This is a genomic window from Dermacoccus sp. UBA1591 (assembly GCF_002322065.1).
In the GTDB taxonomy this organism is placed as follows: domain Bacteria; phylum Actinomycetota; class Actinomycetes; order Actinomycetales; family Dermatophilaceae; genus Dermacoccus; species Dermacoccus nishinomiyaensis.
Window position 1 is genome coordinate 9,021 of sequence record NZ_DCNR01000069.1, and the last position, 4,971, is coordinate 13,991.

The following is a 4,971-nucleotide window of genomic DNA, read 5'->3' on the forward strand; positions in this document are numbered from 1 at the left end:
CGGCGAGGTCCGCGACGTCGCTGATCTCGCGATTCGTGTCGTAGCCGATGACCTCGATGCCCGCAGCCTTCATGCGATCGCGCATGTTGCCGCCCATCTTGCCGAGACCGATCAAACCAAGCTGCATGGGTCTTCTCCTTCGTGACGTTGCATGTCCGACACGCACGTCTGGAACGCGCGCATCACGAAAACTCAGGGTTCACGCTACGCCCGTCCGGGCAGGGGCGCGAACGCTGTCCGAACGGCCGTCAGTTCGCGAAACGCACCGGCATGATGAGGTAGCGATAGCTGTCGTCGGCGTCACCGTCGATCTCGTCCTGACCGGACAGGACAGCCGGACGCGTCGGCTGGGTAAAGCCGAGGCGGACGTACTTCGTGCCGACGACGCCGAGCCCGTCGAGCAGGAACTGGGGGCTGAACGCGATCTCGAGCTCGGGGCCGTCGATCTTCGCTTCGAACGTCTCCGACGCCTGCGCGTCCTCGCCCGTGCCGGCCTCGATGCGCACCGAATCCTCGGCGAACCGCAGACGGACGGGCATGTTGCGCTCAGCGACGAGGGAGACGCGCTTGCACGCCTCGGCGAGCTGCGCCGTCTCGACGATCGCCGTCGTGTCGACGCTCGTCGGGAACAGGCTCGTCACCTTGGGGTAGTCGCCGTCGAGCAGACGCGTCGTCATGCGACGCTGGCCGGCCTCGAAACCGGCGAGACCAGAGCCCGTCGACGCGCCGCTCAGGGAGAGCGAGACGTTGCCGGCGGCACCGAGGGACTTGGCAAGCGAGTCTAGGGTGCGCGCGGGCACGAGCGCCGCGTACTCGGCGCCCTCGTCTCCGGCGTTCCACATGACCTCGCGCATCGCGAGGCGGTAGCGGTCCGTCGCGAGCAGCGTCAGTTTGTTGCCGGAGACCTCGACGCGCACGCCGGTGAGGATCGGCAGGGTGTCACCGCGGTCGGCCGCGACGCTGACCTGCGCGACGGCTTGCGTGAAGACGTCCCCGGCGATGACGCCCGTCGGATCGGGGTTGGCGGGCAGCGTCGGGTACTCGCCCGTCGGCATGCTCTGGAGGCTGAACTTCGCGCTGCCGCACGTGACCTGCACCTTCGAGCCCTCGCTGATCAGTTCGATCGGCTTGTGCGGAAGGCTCTTCGTGATGTCGGCGAGCAGGCGGCCGAGGACGAGGACGGTGCCCGCCTCCTCGACGTCGGCGTCGACCGTCACCTTCGCGGAGACCTCGTAGTCGAACGCGGACAGCGTCAGACCCTCGGGGCTCGCCTCGAGCAGGACACCCGCGAGCACGGGGACGGGCGGGCGCTGCGACAGACCGCGCACTGCCCAGGCCACCGCTTCGGCCAACACATCGCGTTCAACCCGGAGCTTCACGTCCACCGTCCCTCATCGTTCGTCGTCGCAGGCGAGCTGTGACCCTCGTGCGATGTCTCGTCACGTGCGGGGTGGCTTCTGCTGCGAACGAACTCCGCGTCGATGCCACAGGCACAGCTGTGCGCTCGTGAGCCTAGCTCAGGTCGTCGGCCTCGCCCAAGAGACGACGAGGGGTGCTGACGGGGGACGTCGCCGGCTCGTCGACAGTGGGGTGCGGTGTGGATACGTGGGGCGCTTTCTCGCCATGGTGAAGATGTTGGTCGTCGTCATAGGGGGTGTGGATGGTGGGGAAAACCCCTGTTCGTCCTCGTCAGCACTGGGATCTCGGGTGTGGGTGACGTGGGGATCGTTGCTGTGGATGGTGACAGCCGGTTGTGGAGAGAAAATCTTCATCCACAACCGGCTGTCGTTGCGGGGTGGGTTTTCCCCTGATCGGACGGGTTTTCCACTGCTTCATCCCCAGAAACTGTGGATAACCCCGTGGATGAGGGATGGATCACTCGCTGACGGCTGGGTGGTTGCCGTGAACCAGGAGGGAATCACATCGGTGTCGTCCACATTTCCACAGTGTTGTCCACAGGTGTGGATGAGCGCCATTCCGGGGTTCGGGGACCTTCGGATGTTCGCGGGCCGTCAGCGACCCACACCTTACCCACATGGTTGTCCCCAGATTCTGTGGACAACCATGTGGGTGGCCACCTGCGAGCTGCCGAGCGGCAGTTTGGCAGCCGTCGGGCGTTGGCTCGCGGTTCATTCACGCACTCATCGACGCGCCGCCACGTGGGCGGCCCAGAGCAACGCGCCCGATGCGACGCAGCAGAAGGCGGCGAGCGCCATCGTCACGAGGTCCGTGGCCACCAACGGTCCGATCACCCCGGCGAGAGCAGCGGCGAAGACGAGGTTGACGAAGGTGCCGGCGGAAGCCGCCGTGCCACGCGCCTGGGGAAACTCGTCGAGCTGCGCGAGCTGGAGCACCGGCAGAGCGACCGCAACCCCGAAGGCCGTCAGGGAAGGCGCGACGAGCGCCCACGGGACGTCGCTGCCCCACGGCTGCAGTGCGATGACGACGCCGACCGTGGCTGAGGCGAGGGCGAACAGCAGGCCGTACGACGCCTGACGGGCGGCGCTGAGGTGCCCGGCGGCCCGCGCGCTCAGCCAGGAGCCCGCGATCATGCACACCACCATCGGCACGAAGAACATCCAGTACTCGTTCTCGCCGAGCCCGAGCAGCCCGCCGAGGAAGAGAGGCGCGTTCGAGATGAACAAGAACTGTCCTGCGAACGCGAGCGACGCGGCCAGCGCGATGCGTAGGAACCGACCGCTGCGCAGTGCCGCCAGGAGAGCGCTCACGATGGGCCCGAGTGCGAGGGACGAGCGTTGTTCCACGGGAAGTGTCTCGGGCAGGAACCTGCTCACGCAGATGGTCATGACCACACCGAACGCGGTGAGGAACCAGAAGATCGAGCGCCAGTCGCCCACCGTCAGCAAGGCACCGCCCAGGATCGGCGCGAAGGCCGGCGCGAGTCCGAAGATCATCGACACCTGGCTCATCAGGCGTTGTGCCTCGGGGCCGGAGAAGAGGTCGCGGATCACCGCACGCGCGATGATCTGACCCGCCCCGGCCGCGAACCCCTGGAACGCGCGGAAGACGAGCAGCAGTGGCAGAGACGGCGCCAGGGCGCAGCCGACGGAGGCGAGGACATAGACACCGATCCCCACCGTCATGACGGGTTTGCGACCCACGGCGTCCGACACCGGCCCGTGGAACAGGCTCATGACGGCGAACGACAACAGGTAGACGCTGACCACCTGCTGCATCGCGGCCGGTTCCACGTGAAACTCGGCGCCCATTCGGGCGAACGCGGGCAGGGGCGCGTCGACGTTGAAGGGGCCGAACATCGACAGCCCGGCCAGCACGAGCGTGAGGACGGCGCCGGCACGACGCGTCCCTGATGTGGCGGCGTCAAGGGGAGCAGCATGCGGGGCGCGGCGCGTCGTCATCCGCGCATTGTCTCAGCGTCAGGCGCTCGCAGTGACGCTGATCATGGCGACGTACCGTGGAGTCAGTGACTGCGACGGCGGATCTGCGTCGTCAGCTCCGTGATCTGGTCGTACACGGGGCGACGCTCGCCGATGAGCTGGCGGATCTTCTTCTCCGCGTGCATGACGGTCGTGTGGTCGCGCCCACCGAAGTGCTGTCCGAGCTGTGGGAATGAGTGCTCCGTCAGCTCACGCGACAGGTACATGGCGATCTGACGCGCCATCGTCAGGTTGCGTGAGCGCGACGGGCCCTTGATGTCGTCGACCGTCACCCCGAAGTAGACGGCCGTCTCGGCGATGATGTGGCCGACGGTGATCTGCCCCGTCTCGCTCGGCACGACGTCCTTGAGGACGAACGCGGCCTTCGCCCGGTCGACCGGTTCCTTCTGCAGTGACGCATAAGCGGCGACACGGATGAGCGCGCCCTCGAGCTCACGGATGTTCGTCGAGATCTTCGAGGCGATGAGCTCGAGCACGTCATCGCCGATGTCCATGCGCTCGGCGTTGGCCTTCTTGCGCAGGATCGCGATGCGCGTCTCCAGCTCGGGCGGGTGGACGTCCGTCGTCAGCCCCGACTTGAAGCGGCTGCGCATGCGGTCGGCGAACGTCGTCAGCTTCTCCGGCGGCTGATCCGAGGTCAGCACGATCTGCTTGCCGGTGGAGTGCAGGGCGTTGAAGGTGTGGAAGAACTCCTCCTGCGTCTGCTCCTTGCCCTGCAGGAACTGGATGTCGTCGATGAGCAGGACGTCGACGTCGTCGCGGTAGCGGCGCTGGAACGTCGCGGCGCGGTCGTCACGGATCGAGTTGACGAAGTCGTTCGTGAACTCCTCGGAGCTGACGTATCGCACCCGCAGCTTCGGGTGGTAGTCGTGCACGTAGTGACCGATCGCGTGCAGCAGGTGGGTCTTGCCGAGCCCCGAGTCGCCGTGGATGAACAGGGGGTTGTAGGCCTGGCCCGGCTCCTCGGCGATGGCGATGGCGGCGGCGTGCGCGAACCGGTTGCTCTCACCGATGACGAACGTGTCGAACGTGTACTTGGGGTTGAGGCGCGGGGCCTCGGTGTCGCTCGGAGCGGCAGCGGCATCGCGCTGATAGCCCGTCGAGCGAGGCGGCAGGACGACGCCCGGGTCGGCCTTCGTCGGCCGTGGTGCGCCCTGGCCGGGCATGGTGAACCCGAGCGTTCCATCATCGGATTCGGTTGCTGCAGAGGTGTTCTCGTCGGACGCGTCACCGTCGTCGTCGAGGTCTCGCACCGCTGCCTGGAGACTCTCATCGACGCTGATGGCGACGCGCACCTGTTGGCCTAGCTGATCCGACAGTGCCTTCGCCACGGGTTCGCGCAGCGGCCCCTCGAGCATCCGCTTCGTCTGGTCGAAGGGCACGGACAGCAGCACGTTGTCACCGAGCAGCCCGACGAAGCGCGTCAGGTTGAGGTAGGCGCGATCACGCGAGCCGATGCCGTGCTTGTCCATGTCCTCCAACGCGGCGTGCCAGGTGCGCTCGTAGTCGACGGGTTCGTCGGTGGTCACGTGGCTCCTCCTGGCGCTGCGGG

General features: G+C 67.0%; 4 protein-coding genes. All 4 read right to left on the reverse strand.

Translation table 11 applies throughout. The features are described from left to right. Window positions 1-127, reverse strand: a 127-nt coding sequence (locus B2284_RS07205; protein WP_286697333.1) for an NAD(P)-binding domain-containing protein, incomplete at its 3' end; no start/stop codon positions are given. Between the two features lie 121 nt (window positions 128-248). Further along, window positions 249-1,379, reverse strand: a complete 1,131-nt coding sequence (gene dnaN / locus B2284_RS07210) for a DNA polymerase III subunit beta (protein ID WP_040014531.1) — start codon at window positions 1,377-1,379, stop codon at window positions 249-251. A gap of 762 nt (window positions 1,380-2,141) precedes the next feature. Further along, window positions 2,142-3,380, reverse strand: a complete 1,239-nt coding sequence (locus tag B2284_RS07215; RefSeq protein ID WP_006944797.1) for a multidrug effflux MFS transporter — start codon at window positions 3,378-3,380, stop codon at window positions 2,142-2,144. Window positions 3,381-3,442: 62 nt separating this feature from the next. Further along, window positions 3,443-4,948: a chromosomal replication initiator protein DnaA gene (gene dnaA, locus B2284_RS07220; protein WP_006944755.1), complete on the reverse strand. Its 1,506-nt coding sequence runs from the start codon at window positions 4,946-4,948 to the stop codon at window positions 3,443-3,445. Window positions 4,949-4,971: the final 23 nt, after the last annotated feature.

Coding starts and splice junctions, on each gene's coding strand:
- B2284_RS07215 (WP_006944797.1), bottom strand. CDS start 3,380: ATGACGACGCGCCGCGCCCCGCATGCTGCTCCCCTTGACGCCGCCACA.